Raw genomic sequence first — 19,027 nt, 5'->3', positions numbered from 1 at the left:
CTCACATCGTCGCGGTGACCTTCTTCAACCCGCGTGGTGCGTCCGGGTCCTCCCCGCGGGCCAGCGCCAGGGCCAGCGCGAGCCGTTGCAGCGGCAGGATGTCGAGCAGCGGCGCGTACCGCTCGTCGACCTCGGGCACCGCCATCCGGGTCTCCCCGACGTCGGCGGAGCCGACCACCACCACGTCGGCGCGGCGCTCGCCGAGCCGGGGCAGCACCTCGCGCATCGACGTGCCGCCGGGGCCGGAGCCGACCACGGCCAGCACCGGCACGTCCGGGTCGGTCATGGCGAGCGGGCCGTGCAGCAGGTCGGCGCCGGAGAAGGCGAGCGCCGGCAGGTAGGACGTCTCCATCAGCTTCAGCGCCGCCTCCCGGGCGGTCGGGTACGCGTAGCCCCGGCCGGTGGTGACGAGCTGGGCGGCGAACCGGTAGCGCGGGGCGAGCCGGGCCGGGGTGTCGTCGGCGAGGGTGCGCGCGGCCAGCTCGGGCAGGCGGGCCAGCGCGTCCCGTTCCTCGGCGGGCAGCACGCCGTCGCCGGCGCGTACCCCCTCGACCAGCATGAGCAGCGCGAGCAGCTCGGCGGTGTAGGTCTTGGTGGCGGCGACGGCCCGCTCGTGGCCGGCGGCGATGTCGACGCTCAGCTCGGCGGTCTCGACCAGCGGCGAGTCGGGGTTGTTGGTGACGGCGAGGGTGAGCGCGCCGGAGGCCCGGGCGACCCGCAGCACCTCGGCCAGGTCGGGCGAGCCGCCGCTCTGGCTGACGCCGACGACCAGCGCGTCGGAGAGGTCGGGCCGGGCGCCGAAGACGGTGATCGCGCTCGGCGAGGCGAGCCCGGCGGGCAGCCCGAGGCGGATCTCGGTGAGGTAGGCGGCGTAGAGCGCGGCGTGGTCGGAGGTGCCCCGGGCGGTGAAGACCACGTGCCGGGGCCGCCGGTCCGCGACGACGGCCGCGACCTCGGCGATCGCGGTGGCGTGCTCGGTGGAGAGCAGGCGCTCGTAGCCGGCCGGCTGCTCGTCGATGTCGGCGGCCATGCCGACCCCTGGACGGGTCACCCCGCACCCCCTTCTGCGCGATTGCCGCGCGATCGATGCTCAGTCTTGCACGTTTGAGCCGCCTCAGGCAACGCAACGAACAGTAGTGCGCAGTGGATCACCAATGCTGGACAAGATCCCCTACGCTTGCCCGGCTGACGACCCGACCGGCGAGAGGACGACGTGCCCGAGGACGACGCCGCGCTCTCCGCGGAGGAGGAACTCGCGCTGGCCCGCCTGGCGCTGGGCGAGGGCGACCTGCGGCACGCGGCCGACCACGTGGCTGCGGCGCTGGTCCGCTCCCCCACCCTGCCCGAGGCGCACGAGACGCTCGCCCGGCTCGCCGCCGCCAGCGGCGGCGACCTGGACCTCTTCCCGCTGGGACAGCACGCGTTCGTCGGCGCCGTGGTGGCCCGGGCACACCTGCTCGCCGCCGCCGGCCGTCCCGCCGAAGGGCTCGACCTGCTGGCCGCCGCCACCGGCTACGCGCCCGGCGCGCCGTGGGCCGCCGTGCCCTGGGTGACCGCCGCCGACCTGCCGGAACGCCTCGACCCGGAGCGCACCGCGCGGATCCTCATGCAGGTCTGCGCGGCCGTGCCGGACCCGGTGCCGCGCCGGCTGCGCGAACCGCTCCAGCCCTACCTGGCGCTGGCCCGCAACGCGATCACCGTGCACCCCGAGCACCCGCTGCTGCTGGGCGCGGCGTCCGCGCTGGCCCGACGCCTGGGCGAGGTCGCCCTGGCGGTCGCCTGGGCCACCCGGGGGGTACGCGCGAAGCAGACCAAGCTCGGCGAGGTCTGGCTCGGGTACGCGTACCGCAGCGCGGGCCGGACCGCCGACGCGCTGGCCGCGCTGGAGCGCGCCGTCGCGCTCGACCCGGACGACCTGGCGGTCTACGCGGACATCGCCGGCACGCTGGCCGACCACGGCCGGCTGGACGCCGCGCTGGACTGGGTGGACCGCGCGCTGGCGAAGGACCCGTCCTTCGACTGCGCCGTACACACCGCGCACCGGCTGCGCTTCCAGCGCGACGGGAACGTCGACCACCTGGTGGCGCTGGCCGACTTCGTCCGCGACCACCCGGACGACTCGCACGAGCACGGCGACCTCGCCGAGTGCTGCCGGGGCCGCCCCTGGCTGGGTCAGGTGACCCCGGTGGGCGCGGACGACCCGCTGGTGCCGGAGAGCCTCGCCGACAGCACGCTCCCGTCGGCCGGCGCGGTACGACGGCTCCAGCAGCTCGCCCAGCCGGCCTGGGCCCATCCCCCGGCGGCGTACGACGCCGCGGTCGGCCTCGCCACCGTCGACCTCGACGACCTGCTCGGCCTGCTGGCGCATCCGCCGGAGACGCCGCCCACCGCGCTGGGGCGGGTGCTCGCCGGCCAGGATCCCGCGCTCTGGGTGCGGTGCGCCCAGGTCTGGGCCTGCCTCGGCCTGCTGCACCACCGCACCGACGAGCCGTGGGCGGAGTCCACCCGCCGCCGGGTGCTGGGGGCACTGGCCGCCGGCGGTCCCGGCCCGGTCGCCGAGGCGGCGCTGTTCGCGCTGGTCACCGCCGCCTGGGTGGAACCCGGGGTACGCACCGACGTGGCCGGCCTGGTGGCCGGGCGGCTCGCCGAGGTGGCGGGCGGGCGGGCCCGCCGGACCCCGGCGGCGGTGTCGCTGGCGCACCTGGCCCGGGCCACCCCGGCCCTGGACCCGGCCACCCGCGCCACCGCCGAGGCGCTGGTCACGGCCGCCGGCGCCGGTCCGCTCCGCCGCCTGTGGCACCGCCTCACCGCGCTGTTCCGCCGCGCCTGACCGCCCCCGTCCCGGATGCGAGACGGCCCCGCCGTACCCCGGGGTGGGGTCGGCGGGGCCGCGGCCGGTGGGTCAGACCGGAGCCTTGCCGAGCGCGATCTCGGCCTCGTCCTCCGGCGTGGCGCCGGCCGGCGGGGCGTCGTTCGTCGCCCGCAGCGGCACCTCCTTGATGAACCAGGCGAGCACCGGGACCGCCACGGTGAAGAAGACGGCCCACAGGAAGACGTGCGAGATGGCGTCGGCGAGCGCGCCCAGCACCACCTCCCGGGTCGCGCCGGTGAGCTGCTTGAGCTTCTCCAGGTCCAGCGCTCCGCCCTCGCCGCCGCCCTTGCCGGCGAACGCCGGGCCGGCCGCCGAGTCGGCCAGCCGGTTGGCGAAGACGGCGCCGAAGAGCGAGACGCCGAACGAGCCGCCGATGGACCGGAAGAAGGTCGCCGCGCCGCTCGCCGCGCCCAGGTCCTTCTGCTCGACGCTGTTCTGGGCGATCAGCATCGAGGTCTGCATGAGGAAGCCCATGCCGACGCCGAGCACGACCATGTAGATCGAGGACTGCGTCTTGCTGGTGTCGAGGTCGAGCAGGCTGAGCAGCCCCATGCCGAGCGCCATCACCACGCCGCCGATGATCGGGAAGGCGCGGTAGCGCCCGGTCTTCGTGATCGTCCGACCCACCACCAGCGAGACCACGAGCATGCCGAACATCAGCGGGAGCAGCAGCAGCCCGCTGTTCGTTGCGGAGGCGCCCTGGACGGTCTGCTGGTAGAGCGGGAGGAAGTTCATCGCGCCGAACATGGCGAAGCCGAGCAGGAACCCGATCACCGAGATGAGCGCGAAGTTGCGGTTGGCGAACAGGCCCAGCGGCAGGATCGGCTCCGGCGCGCGCCGCTCGACCAGGGCGAAGGCGCCGAGCGCGACCACGGCCAGCGCGGCGAGGCCGAGGATCTGCGGCGAACCCCAGTCGTACTCGTTGCCGCCCCACGTGGTGACCAGCACCAGCGCCGTGATGCCGACCGAGAGCAGCGCCGCGCCCAGCCAGTCGATCTTGTGTTCGGTGCGGTACTTCGGCAGGTGCATGGTGGTGGCGAGGACCAGCAGCGCCACGCCGCCCAGCGGCAGGTTGACGTAGAACGCCCAACGCCAGGACAGGTTGTCGGTGATGAAACCGCCGACCAGCGGGCCGGCCACCATGGCGATGGCCATGATGCCGGCGATCATGCCCTGGTAGCGGCCCCGCTCCCGGGGCGGGACCAGGTCACCGATGATCGCCATGACGCCGACCATCAGACCGCCGGCGCCGAGACCCTGGACCGCCCGGAACGCGATCAGCTCGACCATGCCGTTGTCGGTGCCGCCGAAGACGCCGGAGCCGGACATGCCGCAGAGCGCGGAGCCGACCAGGAAGACGACCACCGCGGTGAGGAAGACGGCCTTGCGGCCGTAGAGGTCGCCGAGCTTGCCCCAGATCGGGGTGGAGACCGTCGTTCCGAGCACGTACGCGGTGACCACCCAGGTGAAGTGGTCGGCGCCGCCGAACTCGAACACGATGCGTGGCAGCGCGGTGCTGACGATCATGTTGTCGAGCATCGCGAGCATCATCGCGATCATCAGGCCGAAGAGGACGACGCGGACATTGGGTCTCGCGGTGACCTCGGCTGGTTGACTCATGGGTAGGCTCCCCCGCAGATCGGTGATCGACTTACTTGCCGCCCGGCTAGTTAGCTTACTAGCCGCACGGTAAGCTGGGGTACGGACGAGCGTCAAGCGGATTGGAAGGTGTCGGTCGGTGAGCGAGGGCACAGGCGGCACGCGCCAGCGGATCCAGGCGGTCGCGCTGGAGCTGTTCACCGAGCAGGGCTACGAGAAGACCTCGCTCCGGGAGATCGCCGAGCGCCTCAACGTGACCAAGGCCGCGCTCTACTACCACTTCAAGAGCAAGGACGAGATCGTCACCAGCTTCGTCGACGACCGGCTCCGCCGGATGGACGAACTGATCGCCTGGGCCGCCGAGCAGCCCGCCACGCTGGAGACCCGGCGCGCGCTGATCGGCCGGTACGCCGACGCCATGTTCGCCGGCGAGCTGCCCAAGGTGATGCGCTTCTTCGAGCAGAACCAGACCGTGCTCAAGAGCCTCGCCGCCGGCCAGCAGATGCGCGAGCGGATGATGCGGCTGGCCGGCGAGCTGTGCCGGGGCGACGAGTCACCGGCCGCCCAGCTGCGGGCCGCGCTCACCCTGTTCGCGGTGCACACCAGCTGGTTCGCGGTGCGCGCGCCGGGCATCTCCGACGACGAGCGGAAGAAGATCGCCCTGGAGGTGGCCGACGAGCTGCTGGCGAAGATCGGCGGCTGAGCCGGCTCAGCCCTCGGCGGTCAGCGCCAGACGCAGGCCGAGCAGCTCGACGCCGGGCAGCGGCGACCAGTCCTTCTCCGGCAGCCGGACGAACCCGAGCCCGTCGTAGAGGCGCCGCGCGCTCGCCGCCATGCCGTCGCGTACGCAGATCACCACCGCCGTGCAGCCCAGCTCGACGGCGCGCGCCACGCACGCCCGCGCCAACGCCGCGCCGGCGCCCCGCCCCTGCGCCGCCGGGTCCACCGCGAGCATCCGGAACTCCGCCTCGCCCGGCCCGGCGAGTTCCGCGTACGGCGTCCCGGGCAGCACGAACGTGACCGCGCCGAGTACCGAGCCGGTCGGCTGGTCCACGGCCACCAGCACCTCACCGGTCTCCGCCCGGCCGGCCACGTCGGCGAGCACCACGGCGTACCCGTTCTCGCCCTTGAGCTGGCCGTCCGCCTCGTACGCGGCCACCGTCAGGCGGGCCACCGCCGGGAAGTCCGCCGGTTCCGCGCGGCGGACGAGCAGGCCGCTCAACCGATCACCGCGATCAGGTCACCGTCCTGCACCACGTCGCCCTCGTTGACCGCGAGCTGCTGCACCACGCCGTCGGACTCGGCGACCACCGGGATCTCCATCTTCATCGACTCCAGGATCACCAGCGTGTCGCCCTCGGACACGGTGTCCCCGGCCGACGCGACGACCTTCCAGACGTTCGCCACCATCTCGGCGCGGATCTCCTCGGCCATGTCCGGCCCTCCCTCTGTCCGACAGTCCTGCGACGGTATCCAATCATGACGCCGGTCACGCCGACCCTCGGACCACCCGGGCGCGGACCCGCCCCGCCGCCCACGGGACGGACCGGGCGGCACTAGCATCGTGCGGGTCGGCTCCCGGCGCGCCCGGGGACCACACGCGACCTCCGCCGCGCTTCGCCGCGGACGGACCGTGACCAGCACAAGGAGGCAGAGCATGGCGAAGAAGGCCCGGAAGAAGAAGGCCCGGAAGAAGAGCGGCGCGAACCACGGCAAGCGCCCCAACTCCTGATCGTCCGCGATCAGCGCGCCGGCCCGGGGCCGGACACACCGGTGGCCCGGGTCCGTGCGGACCCGGGCCACCGGTGTACGTGCCCAGTCAGTCAGCCAGCTCGCGCGACTCGGTCGTCTCGAAGACCACCAGCTCGGTCAGCCGCAGCCGCAGCCGCTCGCGCAGCTTCTCCGGCGCGGCCTCGTTGCCGCAGCACCGGGCGACCAGCGCCTTGACCTCCTGCTCGATGCCGTACTCGCGCAGGCACGGGCCGCACTCGTCGAGGTGGTGCCGGATCAGCACCCGGCGCTCCTCGGCACACTCCAGGTCGAGGTAGAGGTAGACCTCGGCGAGCACCTCGCGGCAGTCCGTCTCGTGCGGTTCTCCACAACTCACGGTCACACCTCCCGGCCGGCGGTGGCGGTCGAGCCCTTCGACGACGCGGCGCTGAAACCGCGCTCGGCCGCGTACCCCTCGAGCAGCTTGCGCAGGTTGCGCCGCCCCCGGTGCAGGCGGGACATCACGGTGCCGATCGGCGTGCCCATGATGTCGGCGACCTCCTTGTAGGAGAAGCCCTCCACGTCGGTCAGGTAGACGGCCAGGCGGAACTCCTCCGGCAACTGCTGGAGGGCCTCCTTGACGTCGCTGTCCGGCAGCCGGTCGAGCGCCTCGGTCTCGGCCGAACGCAGACCGCTGGACGTGTGCGACTCCGCCTCGGCGAGCTGCCAGTCGGTGATCTCGTCGGTCGGCGCCTGGATCGGCTGGCGTTGCCGCTTCCGGTAGGAGTTGATGTAGGTGTTGGTCAGGATCCGGTAGAGCCAGGCCTTCAGGTTCGTGCCCTGCTCGAACTGGTGGAAGGCGGCGTACGCCTTCAGGTAGGTCTCCTGGACCAGGTCCTCGGCATCCGCCGGGTTGCGGGTCATCCGCAGCCCGGCAGCGTAGAGCTGATCGACGAAGGGCATCGCGTCCCGCTCGAAGCGGGCCCTGCGCTCGTCCGTCTTCTCGGTGGTCAACCGCACATCCCCTCGCGTCGGATGCTTTCCCGCCGAGGATACGCGTAGCCGGGAGCCGGCAGATTCAGTTCCCGAGTGTGTGCCGGTGCTCACGGCCGACCCCGACGCGGGCCACTCCGGCGCGTCGAGCAGCCGCCGGAGCCGCCGTTCGTCCCGTTCGTCCCGCTCCCGGTTCCGTGTCTCGATCGGCACCGGTCACCCCCCTCGCGCTGACAATGTCATCCAAGGGGCTTCAACGCGAAGCGCGGGCCGTCGCATTCCATCGCACCGGCTCGACCACCCGTCCACCCGTTCCCGGCCCCAGCCTCGGCCGCGACCGACGCTGGGACCAGGAAGGGCCTGGGAGGTGACCCCGGCGCGCCCGAACCGGGCGGCCGGCGCCACCCGGTGCAACGACCACCGCCGGGGAGGGTCACGCCTCCCGGACCGTGGTTCAGCTCAACCAACCGCGAGCGGCGAGCCAGTCGCGGACCGCCGCCGCCGTACCCGTCGGATCGACCCGCAGGTCGTGGCGCTCCCCCGGCCGGACCACCACCTCGACTCCCGGCCCCGCGGCGGGTACACCGAACGGGTCCCGGTCGCCGTTGACCACCAGCGTCGGCAGGCCGGTGTCCAGTTCCGCCGCCCGCGAGCGTTCCGGCCGCCCCGGCGGGTGCAGGGGGAACGCCAGCGCCACCACCCCCGACGCCCCGACCGTCCCGGCGGTCCGGCAGGCCACCCGGGCGCCGCTGGACCGGCCGCCCACCACCCAGCGGCCGGCGTCGGGCAGGCGTCGGCGCAGCTCGGCCAGCACCGCCGTCCAGGCCTCGTCGAGGTGCCCGGCCGGTGCCGGCGCGCGCCGGCCGGCGACCCGGTAGGGCTGGGTCACCAGCACCACTCCCGCCCCGGCGTCGCACACCGCGTCGCGGACCGCGACCAGGTCCGGCGCGTCCACGCTCCCGCCCGCCCCATGGCCCAGCACCAGGACCGTGGAACCGGCCGCCGCCGGCCGGTCGAGCCGGATCCGGGCCGGCCCCCGCGGAGTGTCGATCTCGTCGTCGTGCCGCACCGCTTCATTCTGCGCGGATCTCGTCGTCGTGCCGCACCGCCTCATTCTGCGCGCGACGTCACGCGACGCGACGCACGACGCGGAAGGGAGGGACATCCCACCCAGCCACGGCCTCAGCCGCCTGCGGCCCACGGCTCGTCGCTCACGGCGCACGGCCCCCGCTGGCGGCGCACAGCACACGGCTCACGGCTGACAGCTCGCGGCGCGGCACGCCGCACGCCGCACGCCGCACGCCGCACGCCGCGCGCCGCACGCCGCACGCCGCACGCCGCACGCCGCACGCCGCACGCCGCACGCGAGATCTTGGTACGGAATGGCCCCTATAGGGGCCCTTTCCTACCAAGATCTCCGCCGGTCTCATTCCTTGGAAGCGGAATCCCGCCCAGTGGCAAGTCACCGACCGAAGAGGCCACGGCCACGGCCACGGCCACGGCTGAGCCAAGCACGGGGAACGCGGCCGGGACCGGACCGAGGCGCGCCAGGCACCCCGGGCCGGCCGCGCACGACGACGCCCGTCGACACCGCGTCAGATCGGCATCGTCGCCGACGCTTGATCAGCGCGACCGGACAACCCCGCCGGCACCGATCGGCGCGCGATCGGTAATCCGGCGCCCGCGGACGGCACCAATGATCGCTGCGAGATCGGCAGTGCCGTTACCCGCGGGCCGGCGAACCGGACCGCGGGTAACGGCGCGATCAGCTCAACGGCACCAGCGTGAGCAGACGGTCCCGGACCGGCGGGCCGGCCTCGTCGATCGCGTCCGGATCCGGCTGCACCTCGCTGCGCCAGGCGACGAGCATGGCCCGCCGCTCACGCGGCGTGGTGCCGCCCCAGACGCCGTGACAGTCGCCGACCTCCAGCGCCCAGGCCAGGCAGGAGCCCTGGACGTCGCAGGTGCGGCAGAGTGCCACCGCCGCGTCGGCCGGCTCGTTGGGCGCCGGGAAGAACGTCTCCGGATCGACGCTCTGGCAGGTGCCTCTGGTGCGCCAGGCGTCGTCCTGTCGCCGTTCGCGCAGAGCCCGTAGCAGTCGTGGATCGCGCCGCGCGGCGGCCACCTCGTGCGGGCGGGGCATGCGTGCCCGTGTCAATACACCCACCTCCCCCGTGGGACCGGCGAGGATCTTCGAAGAGATCGATGGGTGTCATCCGCCCCGTGCGAACGGACACCCACCACCGGCGCTGTGTTCTATCGCACTCGCGCACGCGGGGACAAGGGTCTCCGGTAAACCTGGCTGAACGTCCGGGCGACGTTTCAGGCGTAACCCCGGCAAATCAGCACACGACAATGTGCCGAGCGTGATCAGAACAGCGTCAGTTCGGAATCCGCCTCCGCCCCCGCCGGGCCGACCCGTCGGATCAGCTCCGGCCCGTCGTTGCGGACGTCGCCGACGGCCGGTGAGACCGGCCGGATCTCCAACCCGGCGAGCTGCGCGTCGTCGGGCGGGGCGAGCAGCGCGGCGGGCTCGTCGGTCGGGCCGAGCCACGCCGCCCAGCGGTCCGGGGACAGCAGCAGCGGCATCCGGTCGTGCACCTCGGCCAGCTCGCCGAGCGCCGCGGTGGTCAACACGCTGAACGTCAGCCGGGCCTGGCCGGCCGACTCCCAGAGCGACCAGATGCCCGCGAACGCCAGCACCGAGCCGTCCCGTGGGGTCATGAAGTAGGGCTGCCGACCGCCGTCGGGACGACGGACCCACTCGTACCACCCGTCGGCCGGGACCAGGCAGCGCCGGCGGGCGAAGGACGGGGCGTACGCGCGGCTGGTGGCGACCGTCTCGACCCGCGCGTTGATCATGCGGGCGGCGCCGGCGGCACTGCGGGACCAGGGCGGGAGCAGGCCCCAACGCCCGAGGGAGAGCAGCCGGTGCCCCTCGGGCGCGAGCCGGACCAGCGGCACCGGATCGGTCGGGGCGACGTTGAAGTCGGGCCCGACGCCGCCGGTGGAGTCGGCCGACTCGAACAGCGCGCTCAGGTCCCCCGCGCTCCGGGTCGTCGCATACCTCCCGCACATGGCGCCCACGCTAGCCCCACCCCGGGGTTTCGGCTGTCCCGCTCACCGGGAGCAGGGCGCGGGGACGGTTCCACCGGGCCGTCGGGTTGGCAGAATGGAGGCGTGGGGAATCTGACCGCGACGCGTCCGCCGCAGCCGTGGACCGCGCCGACCGCGAGCGACCCGGTCGCCGCGACGCTGCGCCTGCCCGGCTCCAAGTCCATGACCGCCCGGGCCCTGGTGCTCGGCGCGCTGGCCAGCGGGCCGTCGACGCTCGCCCGGCCGCTGCGCGCCCGCGACACCGAGCTGATGGCCGGCGGCCTGCGCGAGCTGGGGGCCCACATGTCGGCCTCCGACGACGACCGCTGGCTGGTCCGGCCGCACCCGCTGGTCGGTCCGGCGCACGTCGACGTCGGGCTGGCCGGCACCGTGATGCGCTTCCTGCCGCCGGTGGCCGGGCTGGCCGCCGGGCGGGTCACGTTCGACGGCGACCCGCACGCGCGCACCCGTCCACTCGGCCCGCTGATCGGCGCGCTGCGCACGCTCGGCGTCCGCATCGACACCCCACCGACCGGCAGCCTGCCCCTGGTGGTCCTCGGCGCCGGCCGGGTGACCGGCGGCGAGGTCGTCATCGACGCCTCCGCGTCCAGTCAGCTGGTCTCCGGGCTGCTGCTGGCCGCCCCCCGCTTCGACCGGGGCGTGGTGGTCCGGCACCAGGGCCCGCCGGTGCCGTCCGCGCCGCACCTGCGGATGACCGTGCAGATGCTGCGGGCCGCCGGGGCGGCGGTGGACGACACCACGCCCGACGTCTGGGTGGTCGAGCCCGGCCCGCTCACCGGGCGCGGCTGGGAGATCGAGCCCGATCTCTCCGGCGCCGCGCCGTTCTTCGCCGCCGCGCTGGTCACCGGCGGTGAGGTCACGCTCCAGGGCTGGCCGCGCAGCAGCCTCCAGCCGGTCGAGCAGCTGCGCGAGCTGCTGCACCGGATGGGCGGCGAGGTCACGCTCGGCACCGACGGGCTGACCGTGCGGGGCACCGGCACGGTCCGGGGGCTGGACGCCGACCTCTCCGACGTGGGTGAGCTGACCCCGGTGCTGACCGCGCTCACCCTGCTGGCCGACGGCCCGTCCCGGCTGACCGGGATCGGTCACATCCGGGGCCACGAGAGCGACCGGGTCACCGCGCTGGCCAAGGAGTTCGCCGGGCTGGGCGCGGACGTCACCGAGACCCACGACGGCCTGGAGATCCGGCCCCGACCGCTGCGCGGCGGCACGTTCCGGACGTACGCCGACCACCGGATGGCGCACGCCGCGGCCGTGGCCGGCCTGGCCGTCCCCGGCATCGAGGTCGACGACGTGACGTGCACCTCGAAGACCATGCCGGAGTTCCCGGCACTATGGTCGGGGATGGCGACCGGCAAGAACTGACAGCGGGGGGACGTCCTGGCGACCAAGCGGCGGGAGTACGACGAGGACGACGTCCGGGTACGCCCCGGCAGGTCGTCGCGGCCCCGTACGCGCACCCGGCCCCGGCACGCCGACGCCGTCGACGGGTTCGTGATCGCCGTGGACCGGGGGCGCTACACCTGCGTGCTGCCCGACGCCGGTCCCGAAACCCCGGTCGTCACCGCCATGCGCGCCCGCGAGCTGGGACGCAAGTCGGTGGTGGTGGGCGACCGGGTGGGGCTGGTCGGCGACACCTCCGGCGCGTCCGGCGCGCTGGCCCGCATCGTCCGCATCGCCGAGCGCCGCTCCGTGCTGCGGCGCACCGCCGACGACGACGAGACCACCGCCGAGGGCCGGCTGGAGCGGGTGGTGGTGGCGAACGCCGACCAGTTGGTGATCGTCAGCGCGCTGGCCGACCCGCCGCCGCGCACCGGGTTCATCGACCGCTGCCTGGTGGCCGCGTACGACGCCGACATCGAGCCGCTGCTCTGCCTCACCAAGGCCGACCTGGCCGGCCCGGAGGCGGTGCTCGGCTACTACACCGAGCTGGAGCTGCCGTACGTGCTGATCCGCCCGGAGTCCGACCTCGCCGAGCTGCGGGCGCTGCTCGCCGGCCGGATCTCGGTGCTGGTGGGCCACTCCGGGGTGGGCAAGTCGACGCTGGTCAACCGTCTGTGCCCGGATGCGGAGCGGGCGGTCGGGACGGTCAGCGCGATCGGCCGCGGCCGGCACACCTCGACCAGCGCGGTGGCGTTGCGCCTGCCGCCGCCGCCCGATCCGGCCGGTGACCCGGGTTGGATCGTCGACACTCCCGGCGTCCGCAGCTTCGGGCTGGCGCACGTCTCGGCGGAGAGCCTGCTGCACGGCTTCCCCGACCTGGTCGAGGCGACCGTCGACTGCCCGGCCAACTGCCCGCACACCGCCGACGAGGCGGACTGCGCGTTGGACGCCTGGGTGGCCGCCGGCAAGGCGGACCCGCGCCGGCTGGCCTCGTACCGGCGGTTGCTGGCCTCGCGCAGCGGCGAGGGCGACCCGCGCGAGCCCGAGCGCAACCCGGGCGACCCGCTCGCCGGGTCCTGACCGGCGGACGGACGCCCCACCCGCCGGTGCCGCCGGCGCGGCCGGCGCTAGCGTGTCGACCATGACCGGGTACGCCGACGACCTCGCCCTCGCCCACCTGCTCGCCGACGCCGCCGACGCCGTCTCCACGGCCCGGTTCCGCGCCCTCGACCTGCGGGTCGAGTCGAAGCCGGACCTGACCCCGGTCTCCGACGCGGACACCGCCGTGGAACGGGAGATCCGGGCCCTGCTGGCCACGCACCGACCGGACGACGGCCTGCTCGGCGAGGAGTACGGGGAGCAGCCCGCCGCCGGCCCGGACGGGCGGCGCTGGGTGGTCGACCCGATCGACGGGACGAAGAACTTCGTCCGGGGCGTACCCGTCTGGGCCACCCTGATCGCGTTGCTGGAGCACGACCGGCCGGTGCTCGGCCTGGTCTCCGCGCCGGCGCTCGGGCGGCGCTGGTGGGGCGCGGTCGGCGCGGGGGCGTTCGCCGGGCCCGGTCCGGCCGAGGCGACGCCGATCCGGGTCTCCGGCGTCACGGCGCTGGCCGACGCCAGCGTCTGCTACTCCTCGCTCACCGGATGGGAGCAGGCCGGTCGGCTGGACGCGATGCTCCAGCTCATGCGGGACACCTGGCGCAGCCGGGCGTACGGCGACTTCTACGGCTACATGCTGCTGGCCGAGGGCGCGCTGGAGGTGATGGTGGAGCCGGAGCTGTCGCTGTGGGACATCGCCGCGCTGGTGCCGATCGTCACCGAGGCCGGCGGCACGTTCACCGACCTGGCCGGGCGGCCCGCGCCGGCCGGCGCGGACTCCGGCGACATCAGCGCGATCGCCAGCAACGGCGCGCTGCACGACGACATCCTGCGCCGGCTCGGCCGGCCGGCCGAGCGCTGACCCGGCGGGAGCTCTATCCTCGCCAGGTGGTCTCCTCCGGCTGGTGCTTCCTCGCGGCGATGATCGTCGCGTACGGCTTCGCCAACCTCCTCCAGTCGGTCGCCGCGGCACGGACCACCGTGCACCACACGTTCGACCCGGGGCTGCTGCTGCGGCTGGCCGGCCACCGGACGTACCTGATCGGGCTGACCTGCCAGGTCGTCGGCTTCGTGCTGGCCTTCCTGGCCCGCCGCGACCTCCCGCTGTTCCTGGTCCAGGCGAGTGTGGCGGCCGGGCTCGGGGTGACCGCCGTGCTCGGTGTGCTGGTGCTGAAGTGGCGTCTGCCGGCCGCCGAGGTGGCCCTGCTGGTGCTGCTCTTCGGTGGGATCACCGCGCTGGTGCTCTCCGCCGAGCCGGCGCCGTCGCGGCAGCTGGGCACCGCCGGGTTGATCAGTCTGGTGGTGGCGCTCGGCGCGATCGCCGTGTCCGGCTTCTTCGCCGCCCGGCTGCACGGCGCGCCCGGGTCGGTGGTGCTCGGCTCGCTGGCCGGGATGGCGTTCTCCGCCGCCGCGGTGGCGGCCCGGCCGCTCGCCTCGGCCGACTCGGCGGAGGCGTTCGTCCGCGACCCCCTGCTCTACCTGCTCATCGCCCACTCGGTGGTCGGCCAGCTGCTGCTCGGCCTGGCGATGCAGCGCGGCTCGACCACGGCCGCGGTGGCCGCGATGGACGCCGCCGGCGCGGTGCCCGCGGCGATCGTCGGCCTGCTGCTGCTCAACGACAAGATCTGGCCGGGGCGGGAGTGGCTGGCCGGGCTCGGCTTCCTGGTCACGCTGGCGGCCGTGGTGGGCCTGACCCGGTACGCCGAGCCGCAGCACCACCACGCGACCGCCCGCGACCGGGGGCCGGCGATGATCGGCGCCGGAGTGGTGCCCGCTCAGGCCGCCTCGACCGGTCCCCGGGCCTCGACGACCACCTCGACCGGCGGGGTCGGCTCCACCGGGGTGGCCGGGCGACGGCGCCCGATCACCCGCTCGTAGAGACGCTCCAGCGCCGCCGCCGTCCGTTCCCAGGTGTAGCTGCACCGCACCCGGTCCACCGCGGCGTGGCCGTACGCGAACCGCCCGGCGTTGTCGGTGAGCATCCGGCGCAGCGTCACCCCGAGGGTGCGGACGTCGCCCGGGGGCACCAGCTTGCCGGTCACCTCGTCCACCACGGCGTCGGCGATGCCGCCCATGGCGTAGCCGACCACCGGCACCCCGCAGGCCATCGCCTCCAGCGAGACGCGGCCGGCGGACGAGTAGTGCGGCGTGCAGGCCACCACGTCGGCGGAGCGGTACCAGGTGGCCATCTGGTCGTGCGGGACCGCGCCGACCAGCTTCACCTGTTCGGCCACCCCGGCCCGCTCGGCCAGCTCGCGCAGCCGGCGCGCCTCGGCGTGGCCGGCCAGCCGTTCGGCCGGCGGTCCGCCGGCGATCACCAGCTCGGCGTCGCCGACCAGTCGCATCGCCCGGATCAGGTCGTCCTGGCCGTGGCCGGCGGAGAGCCCGCCCACGGAGAGGATCCGGGCGCGCTGGTCCCGGGGGGCGGCCTCGCCGTCCGGGTGGAACTGGCCGAGGTCCACGCCGGTCGGCACCATCGCCACCGAGGTGCGCTGGAGGCCCATCCGGGTCAGCTCGTCGACCTCGTCGTTGCACTGGGCGACCGCCACGTCCACGGCCCGGGTCAGTGCCCGCTCCAGCGGGATGCGCTCGCCCGGCCCGCCGTAGCTCCGGCCGAGGTGACGCAGCTGCTCGACGCCGAGCGAGTGGAAGGTCTGCACCACCGGGATGTCGGTGGCCCGGACCGCGTGGGCGGCGGCGAGACCGCCCACCCAGTAGTGACCGTGCACGACCTCGGGGGCCCACTCACCGGCCCACTCCTGCGCCAGCCAGCGGCCGAACTCGGACACGTACGGCACCAGTTCGGCGGTGGGCAGCGGGTCGGCCGGGCCGACCGGCACCCGTTCCAGGCGGTAGCCGTCCAGCTCGGTGAGCGCGGGCTGGGCCGCCGCGTCGCGGCGTTCGTACACCCGGACCTCGTGGCCCCGGGCGGCGAGTTCCGCCGCCACACGCGCAATGTGCTCCTGGGTCCCGACGGTGGGACCGTCGGTGGACGAGCCGGCGTGCGCGCATACAAGGCCGACGCGCATGGTGCACCTCCATGCGTTCTCGCGAGCGGGGTCTCCCGGTCAGAGCGTCCCATTAACCCGGGTCCGGTGCGCCCAAACCTGGCAGATCGCCGGTGGCGACGGAGCGTCGCGCGGGCGGGACACCGTGCCGACCGGTCCCGATCAGGCCGACCCGGGCGGCATGACCGGCCGGCGCGGGGGTACCGGCGAAGGATGCCGCTCACCCGCACCCTCGCCGACGCCACCGTCGTCATCACCGGCGCCTCCAGCGGGATAGGCGCGGCCACCGCCTACGCGCTGGCCCGTCGTGGCGCCGCCGTGGTGCTGGCCGCCCGGACCGAGGCGGCGTTGGAGCGGGTTGCCGCGCACTGCCGGGAGCTGGGCGGGCGCGCGCTGGTGGTGCCCACGGACGTGACCGATCCGGATGCGGTGGAGCGGCTGGCGGCGCGCGCGGCGGCCGAGTTCGGCCGGATCGACGCCTGGGTCAACAACGCGGCCGTCGGCACGGTAGGGCTGTTCGACGAGATCCCGGTGGCCGAGTTCCGCCGGGTGGTCGAGGTGAACCTGCTCGGCACCGTGCACGGGATGCGGGCCGCGCTGCCCTGGCTCGGGGCGGCCGGGGGCGGCGTGCTGGTCAACAACGCGTCCGTGCTGGCCGAGGTGGCCATGCCGTACCAGTCGGCGTACAACGCCGCCAAGCACGCCATCCGGGGACTGGCCGACACGGTCCGGCAGGAGCTGCGGGTGACCGGCCGGGGCGCCATCTCGATCTGCACCGTGCTGCCGGCCACCATCGACACGCCGTTCTTCCGGCACGCGGCGAACCACACCGGCCGGGAGCTGACCCCGCCGCCGCCGGTCTACCCGCCGGAGATGGTGGCGGAGACGATCGTCCGGCTGCTGCGCCGTCCCCGCCGGGAGGCGTACGCGGGGGGCGCGGCCCGGCTGATCGGGCTCCAGTGGCGGCTCGCCCCGGCGGTGGCCGAGCGGGTGCTCGGCTGGTACACCGCGCGCACCCAGTTCGGTCCCGGCGTACGCCTGGACGCCACCGGCAACGTGTTCACCCCCGACGCGGCGGCCGAGCGGACCGACGGCTGGTCGGGTCGGCGCGGCCAACTCCTGCGGCTGACCGCGGCGTTCGGGCTGGCGGCGGCCGGCACGGCGGTCGGCACCGTCGCGGCGATCGGCCGACGGTCCCGGGCCGGTCGCTCATGAGTCCCGTCGACCGGACCGATGCGCGGGGGGAGGCCGACGTGCACAATGGGACGATCATGCCGACGGACGCACGTTGCCTGGTCGAGACCGCCGAATCCTCCGCGACGGTCCGGCTGACCGGTGTGCTCGACCGGGCCGGGGTCGACGCCGTGCGGGGCGCGCTGCTCGGCCGGCTCTGGGCCCGGCCGGGGCCGATGGTGGTCGACCTGTCCGGGGTCCGGATCCCCGACCCGCAGGCGCGCGAGGCGCTCGACGAGGTCGGCCGCGCGGTCGCCGACTGGCCCGCCACCGACCTGCTGTTCGTTTCCGGCGACCGGCCGGTCCCCCGACCGGCGGACGCGCCGCCCGAGCTGCTCGACGTCGAGCTGCTCCCGGTGGTGGAGGCCGCGCGCGAGGCCCGCGCGCTGGTCACCGACGGCTGTGCCCGCTGGGGACTGCCGGAGCTGGCCGAGCCGGCCTGCATCGCGGTCACCGAGATGGTCAACAACGTGGTGGCGCACGCGGCGACGCCGATGACCCTCCGGCTGGCGCCCCGGGGCGGCGCCCTGCACGTGGCGGTACGGGACCACGCCCCCGGGCGTCCGACGTACGCGGGGCCGGCCCCGGTCGACTCGGTGGGCGGCCGGGGGCTGCTGCTCATCGACGTGGTGGCCCGGCGCTGGGGCAGCACCCCGCTGCCCGACGGCAAGGTGGTGTGGTGCGTGCTCCACGCCGAGGACGAGGCGGCCTTCCGCAACTGAGGCGGGGTTTTCGCCCTCTTGCTCCCGATCCACCCGCTCGGTCGCGGTTAATGCGGTCAACGCAGTGGGTAGTTCACCCCCATGCGCGACGACGAGTACCCCACCCCCGTGTCCGACCCCGAGGCGGAGGGCCTGCCCGACACCGCCGACGACGACTCGACCGCCAACGACGACGTCCTGACCGGGCGCGAGGCGGACGGTCCCGAGCCGGCCCAGATCCCGGGTGACCGCACGCCGGTCGCGGTGGACCGGTTCGGCACCACGGCGGAGGAGCAGCTCGACGGCGAGTCGCTGGACTACAAGCTCGACCGCGAGCAGTACGAGCGGCCCGCCGACGACCCGCTCGCCGGCCCGGTCGACCCGGACATCGCCGCCGAGGCGGACAGCGAGGAGGCCGCGGCGCAGGCCCAGCTCGACGCGGACGTGATCGACCCGGGGCCGGTCTCCGACCCGAACTCCCCGGTCTCGATCTACGACCACGGCCAGCTCGGCACCGTCGCCGACCACCAGGTGGGCCGGCTGGTCGAGCCGGACGAGGGCGCGCGCACCGACCAGGAGACCGACAACGTCGCCTACGACGCCGGCGCGGCCGGCGGCGGCGCCACCGCGGAGGAGCTGGCGATCCACGAGACCCGGCCGCCCGAGGCGCGCTGAGCTCTCAGCCGTCCAGGCCCCGCTCGATGGCGTACCGGGTCAGCTCGACCCGGTTGTGCAGCTGGAGCTTGCCCAGGGTGTTCTGCACGTGGTTCTGCACCGTCCGGTGGGACACCCCGAGCCGCTCGGCGATCTGCTTGTAGGACAGCCCCTTGGCGACCAGACGCAGCACCTCGGTCTCCCGTTCGGTGAGCCGGGGTGCGTCGTCGTGCGGGGTCGGCGGCGCGGCCGCGAGCCGCCGGTACTCCCCCAGCACCAGCCCGGCCAGGCCGGGCGTGAACACCGGCTCGCCGGCCGCTGTGCGGCGCACCGCGTCGAGGAACTCGGCCGGGGCGGCCGACTTCACCAGGTAGCCGGTGGCCCCGGCCTTGACCGCGTCCAGCACGCTCTGCGGCTCGCCGCTGGCCGACAGCATGAGCACCCGCACGTCGGGCAGGGCGGCGCGCAGCCCGTGGATCACCTCCACACCGGAGACGTCCGGCAGTTGCAGGTCGAGCACGACCAGGTCGGGCCGGGCCGCCGCGGCCACCCGGACCGCCTGCCGTCCCTCACCGCTGGTCGCCACCACCTGGTGGCCGGCCTCGGTGAGGTCGCGGGCCACCCCTTCCCGCCACATCGGGTGGTCGTCGACCACCATC

Annotated in this window: 21 protein-coding genes; 10 read left to right on the top strand and 11 right to left on the bottom strand. The window is 74.7% G+C overall.

All coding sequences use genetic code 11. From position 1 onward, the window contains the following. Position 1: 1 nt before the first annotated feature. Positions 2-1,030, bottom strand: a complete 1,029-nt coding sequence (locus GA0070622_RS07655; RefSeq protein ID WP_091570911.1) for an SIS domain-containing protein — start codon at positions 1,028-1,030, stop codon at positions 2-4. A gap of 183 nt (positions 1,031-1,213) precedes the next feature. Between GA0070622_RS07655 and GA0070622_RS07650 the strand changes: the two genes are divergently transcribed. Continuing rightward, positions 1,214-2,830, top strand: coding sequence for a tetratricopeptide repeat protein (locus GA0070622_RS07650; protein ID WP_091570908.1), 1,617 nt, complete (start codon positions 1,214-1,216; stop codon positions 2,828-2,830). Between the two features lie 72 nt (positions 2,831-2,902). Here GA0070622_RS07650 and GA0070622_RS07645 read toward each other — a convergent pair whose 3' ends face one another. Next, positions 2,903-4,492, bottom strand: coding sequence for an MDR family MFS transporter (locus GA0070622_RS07645; RefSeq protein ID WP_091570904.1), 1,590 nt, complete (start codon positions 4,490-4,492; stop codon positions 2,903-2,905). Between the two features lie 118 nt (positions 4,493-4,610). Between GA0070622_RS07645 and GA0070622_RS07640 the strand changes: the two genes are divergently transcribed. Beyond that, on the top strand, positions 4,611-5,174 hold the full coding sequence (locus GA0070622_RS07640) for a TetR/AcrR family transcriptional regulator (protein WP_091570899.1): 564 nt from the start codon (positions 4,611-4,613) through the stop codon (positions 5,172-5,174). Between the two features lie 6 nt (positions 5,175-5,180). Here the strand turns inward: GA0070622_RS07640 and GA0070622_RS07635 are convergent, their stop codons facing one another. Then, positions 5,181-5,693: a GNAT family N-acetyltransferase gene (locus tag GA0070622_RS07635; protein ID WP_091570895.1), complete on the bottom strand. Its 513-nt coding sequence runs from the start codon at positions 5,691-5,693 to the stop codon at positions 5,181-5,183. Continuing rightward, positions 5,690-5,905, bottom strand: coding sequence for a biotin/lipoyl-binding carrier protein (locus GA0070622_RS07630; protein ID WP_091068708.1), 216 nt, complete (start codon positions 5,903-5,905; stop codon positions 5,690-5,692). Before GA0070622_RS07630 ends, GA0070622_RS07635 begins: the two co-directional genes overlap by 4 nt. Positions 5,906-6,128: 223 nt before the next feature. Here GA0070622_RS07630 and GA0070622_RS33660 point away from each other — a divergent pair, with 223 nt between their 5' ends. Next, entirely contained in the window at positions 6,129-6,203 is a 75-nt protein-coding gene (locus GA0070622_RS33660; protein ID WP_369700219.1) for a 50S ribosomal protein bL37, read from the top strand. 87 nt (positions 6,204-6,290) lie between these two features. On the opposite strand, the gene rsrA is transcribed toward GA0070622_RS33660, so the two are convergent. The 5 genes from rsrA to GA0070622_RS07605 form a co-directional block, all read right to left on the bottom strand. Continuing rightward, positions 6,291-6,578 carry a mycothiol system anti-sigma-R factor gene (gene rsrA, locus GA0070622_RS07625; protein WP_091576980.1) on the bottom strand — a complete coding sequence of 96 codons (288 nt, stop codon included), beginning with the start codon at positions 6,576-6,578 and terminating at the stop codon, positions 6,291-6,293. 2 nt (positions 6,579-6,580) lie between these two features. Further along, positions 6,581-7,387, bottom strand: coding sequence for a sigma-70 family RNA polymerase sigma factor (locus GA0070622_RS07620; RefSeq protein ID WP_091570891.1), 807 nt, complete (start codon positions 7,385-7,387; stop codon positions 6,581-6,583). A 241-nt stretch (positions 7,388-7,628) separates the two neighbouring features. After that, positions 7,629-8,288 carry an alpha/beta hydrolase family protein gene (locus GA0070622_RS07615; protein ID WP_425412756.1) on the bottom strand — a complete coding sequence of 220 codons (660 nt, stop codon included), beginning with the start codon at positions 8,286-8,288 and terminating at the stop codon, positions 7,629-7,631. A gap of 651 nt (positions 8,289-8,939) precedes the next feature. Next, positions 8,940-9,332, bottom strand: coding sequence for a WhiB family transcriptional regulator (locus tag GA0070622_RS07610; RefSeq protein WP_091570883.1), 393 nt, complete (start codon positions 9,330-9,332; stop codon positions 8,940-8,942). A 212-nt stretch (positions 9,333-9,544) separates the two neighbouring features. Next, positions 9,545-10,252 (bottom strand): SOS response-associated peptidase, encoded by a 708-nt coding sequence (locus GA0070622_RS07605; RefSeq protein WP_091570878.1) that lies wholly within the window; start codon positions 10,250-10,252, stop codon positions 9,545-9,547. 102 nt (positions 10,253-10,354) lie between these two features. Between GA0070622_RS07605 and aroA the strand changes: the two genes are divergently transcribed. The 4 genes from aroA (at position 10,355) to GA0070622_RS07585 (ending at position 14,650) form a co-directional block, all read left to right on the top strand. Next, the gene (gene aroA / locus GA0070622_RS07600; RefSeq protein ID WP_091570875.1) at positions 10,355-11,656 is read left to right on the top strand and encodes a 3-phosphoshikimate 1-carboxyvinyltransferase; all 1,302 of its coding nucleotides are present in this window, start codon (positions 10,355-10,357) and stop codon (positions 11,654-11,656) included. Between the two features lie 162 nt (positions 11,657-11,818). Next, positions 11,819-12,754, top strand: a complete 936-nt coding sequence (gene rsgA / locus GA0070622_RS07595) for a ribosome small subunit-dependent GTPase A (RefSeq protein WP_091576977.1) — start codon at positions 11,819-11,821, stop codon at positions 12,752-12,754. Between the two features lie 61 nt (positions 12,755-12,815). Beyond that, positions 12,816-13,634, top strand: coding sequence for a histidinol-phosphatase (gene hisN / locus GA0070622_RS07590; RefSeq protein ID WP_091570871.1), 819 nt, complete (start codon positions 12,816-12,818; stop codon positions 13,632-13,634). Positions 13,635-13,693: 59 nt separating this feature from the next. Next, positions 13,694-14,650 (top strand): hypothetical protein, encoded by a 957-nt coding sequence (locus tag GA0070622_RS07585; protein WP_176558958.1) that lies wholly within the window; start codon positions 13,694-13,696, stop codon positions 14,648-14,650. Here GA0070622_RS07585 and GA0070622_RS07580 read toward each other — a convergent pair. Further along, positions 14,548-15,801, bottom strand: a complete 1,254-nt coding sequence (locus tag GA0070622_RS07580; RefSeq protein WP_091570865.1) for a glycosyltransferase — start codon at positions 15,799-15,801, stop codon at positions 14,548-14,550. The genes GA0070622_RS07585 and GA0070622_RS07580 overlap by 103 nt on opposite strands. A 192-nt stretch (positions 15,802-15,993) precedes the next feature. Between GA0070622_RS07580 and GA0070622_RS07575 the strand changes: the two genes are divergently transcribed. The 3 genes from GA0070622_RS07575 to GA0070622_RS07565 all read left to right on the top strand — a co-directional run bounded on the left by GA0070622_RS07575 (position 15,994) and on the right by GA0070622_RS07565 (position 18,389). Next, complete coding sequence (locus GA0070622_RS07575) at positions 15,994-16,995, top strand: SDR family oxidoreductase (protein WP_091570862.1); 1,002 nt, start codon at positions 15,994-15,996, stop codon at positions 16,993-16,995. Positions 16,996-17,051: 56 nt separating this feature from the next. Then, positions 17,052-17,735, top strand: coding sequence for an ATP-binding protein (locus tag GA0070622_RS07570; protein ID WP_245666143.1), 684 nt, complete (start codon positions 17,052-17,054; stop codon positions 17,733-17,735). A gap of 81 nt (positions 17,736-17,816) precedes the next feature. After that, positions 17,817-18,389 carry a DUF5709 domain-containing protein gene (locus tag GA0070622_RS07565; RefSeq protein WP_091570855.1) on the top strand — a complete coding sequence of 191 codons (573 nt, stop codon included), beginning with the start codon at positions 17,817-17,819 and terminating at the stop codon, positions 18,387-18,389. Positions 18,390-18,393: 4 nt separating this feature from the next. On the opposite strand, the gene GA0070622_RS07560 is transcribed toward GA0070622_RS07565, so the two are convergent. Next, positions 18,394-19,026, bottom strand: a complete 633-nt coding sequence (locus tag GA0070622_RS07560; protein WP_172968067.1) for a response regulator — start codon at positions 19,024-19,026, stop codon at positions 18,394-18,396. Between the last annotated feature and the right edge of the window lies 1 nt (position 19,027).

The organism is Micromonospora sediminicola (assembly GCF_900089585.1).
Classification (GTDB): domain Bacteria; phylum Actinomycetota; class Actinomycetes; order Mycobacteriales; family Micromonosporaceae; genus Micromonospora; species Micromonospora sediminicola.
This window is presented reverse-complemented; position numbering and strand designations above follow the sequence as displayed.

Bases quoted from the DNA above. Each gene is read 5' to 3' on its own strand.
- GA0070622_RS07585 (WP_176558958.1), top strand. From the start codon at position 13,694: ATGATCGTCGCGTACGGCTTCGCCAACCTCCTCCAGTCGGTCGCCGCG.
- GA0070622_RS07605 (WP_091570878.1), bottom strand. From the start codon at position 10,252: ATGTGCGGGAGGTATGCGACGACCCGGAGCGCGGGGGACCTGAGCGCG.
- GA0070622_RS07645 (WP_091570904.1), bottom strand. From the start codon at position 4,492: ATGAGTCAACCAGCCGAGGTCACCGCGAGACCCAATGTCCGCGTCGTC.
- GA0070622_RS07575 (WP_091570862.1), top strand. From the start codon at position 15,994: ATGCCGCTCACCCGCACCCTCGCCGACGCCACCGTCGTCATCACCGGC.
- GA0070622_RS07560 (WP_172968067.1), bottom strand. From the start codon at position 19,026: ATGGTGGTCGACGACCACCCGATGTGGCGGGAAGGGGTGGCCCGCGAC.
- GA0070622_RS07630 (WP_091068708.1), bottom strand. From the start codon at position 5,905: ATGGCCGAGGAGATCCGCGCCGAGATGGTGGCGAACGTCTGGAAGGTC.
- hisN (WP_091570871.1), top strand. From the start codon at position 12,816: ATGACCGGGTACGCCGACGACCTCGCCCTCGCCCACCTGCTCGCCGAC.
- GA0070622_RS07655 (WP_091570911.1), bottom strand. From the start codon at position 1,030: ATGGCCGCCGACATCGACGAGCAGCCGGCCGGCTACGAGCGCCTGCTC.
- GA0070622_RS07615 (WP_425412756.1), bottom strand. From the start codon at position 8,288: ATGAGGCGGTGCGGCACGACGACGAGATCCGCGCAGAATGAAGCGGTG.
- GA0070622_RS07580 (WP_091570865.1), bottom strand. From the start codon at position 15,801: ATGCGCGTCGGCCTTGTATGCGCGCACGCCGGCTCGTCCACCGACGGT.
- GA0070622_RS07570 (WP_245666143.1), top strand. From the start codon at position 17,052: ATGCCGACGGACGCACGTTGCCTGGTCGAGACCGCCGAATCCTCCGCG.
- GA0070622_RS07565 (WP_091570855.1), top strand. From the start codon at position 17,817: ATGCGCGACGACGAGTACCCCACCCCCGTGTCCGACCCCGAGGCGGAG.